Origin of the sequence: Salipiger sp. HF18 (assembly GCF_011806505.1) — a bacterium.
Lineage (GTDB): Bacteria > Pseudomonadota > Alphaproteobacteria > Rhodobacterales > Rhodobacteraceae > Salipiger > Salipiger thiooxidans.
Map to the genome: position 1 here is coordinate 1 of NZ_JAATOS010000839.1, position 1,026 is coordinate 1,026.

A 1,026-nucleotide genomic window follows, 5' to 3' on the forward strand; every position below is an offset into this window, starting at 1 on the left:
CGACGCTGTCGGCCCTCCGTGTAATCGCGTGGCGTTGCGGCCGGGCCCCTATCTTGATGGGGTCATACAATATCGCCAAACCATCATATGATAAGAAATCTGCGCTGTAATAAATCTGACAGATCAGGCGCGGGGGATGGGGGCGGATGCTGACCGGCGGCAGATCTGCAGGCAGCGCTGCGGAGCGGCTTGCTTGACGAACGGGTTTCGAGATACTATCTAGCCAGATAGCTAGACAGGAGAGACTCCCATGCTGACCCTGCAAGATGCCAAGAACCGCTTCAGCGCGGTGGTGGACGCGGCGCTCGCCGGCCGTCCGCAGGAGGTCTCGCGCCGGGGCAAGCCCGCCGTCGTGGTGGTGTCGGCCGAGGAATACCACCGGCTGGTCCACGCCGCGCAGGCCCGCCGCGAGAGCTTTGCCGACCACCTTATGGCCTTCCCGGGCGAAGAGTTGCCCCGGGCCGAAGTCGCGCCGCGGAACGTCACCTTTTGATCCACATCCTCGACACCAACGTGATCTCGGCAGTGCGTCGGGCCGACCGTGCGCCGCAGGTCGCCCGCTGGCTGGGCGCGCAGGCCGAGACCGACCTCTATCTCAGTGTGGTGACGCTGGGCGAGATCGAGCGTGGCATCCGCCTGCAGGAGCCGCGCAACCCCGATTTCGCCCGTGACCTGCGGCTCTGGCTCGAGCGCACGGTGACGGTCTTCGCCGACCGGCTGCTCGCGTTCGACGCCGCGGATGCGATGATCTGGGGGGAGCTCTCGGCGCGGCTCGGTCACAACGGAGCGGACCTGATGATCGCCGCGCAGGCACTGGCGCGCGACGCCTCCGTGGTCACCGGCAATGTCTCGGATTTCGAGCCCACGGGCGCGCGGGTGGTGAACCCGTTCGCCTGACGCGGCGTTGGGGCTCAGCTGGCGGCGATCCCTGCGCCGGCGCGCTCGGCGAAGCGGTCGAAGAGATCCTCGGCCCCCATCTGACCGCCCTTGAGCAGGATGCGCATCCGGTCCCGGCGCGGGTCGGGA

The 1,026-nt window shown here is 67.6% G+C and carries 2 protein-coding genes; both read left to right on the forward strand.

What is annotated here, in order from left to right; translation table 11 throughout:
- Positions 1-250: 250 nt before the first annotated feature.
- On the forward strand, positions 251-493 hold the full coding sequence (locus HC022_RS27405; protein WP_167454475.1) for a type II toxin-antitoxin system Phd/YefM family antitoxin: 243 nt from the start codon (positions 251-253) through the stop codon (positions 491-493).
- On the forward strand, positions 490-897 hold the full coding sequence (locus HC022_RS27410; RefSeq protein ID WP_167454476.1) for a type II toxin-antitoxin system VapC family toxin: 408 nt from the start codon (positions 490-492) through the stop codon (positions 895-897). The genes HC022_RS27405 and HC022_RS27410 overlap by 4 nt, the downstream gene beginning before the upstream one ends.
- Positions 898-1,026: the final 129 nt, after the last annotated feature.

What these genes read in the sequence shown, in the direction of transcription:
- HC022_RS27405 (WP_167454475.1), top strand. Translation starts at nt 251, where the DNA reads ATGCTGACCCTGCAAGATGCCAAGAACCGCTTCAGCGCGGTGGTGGAC.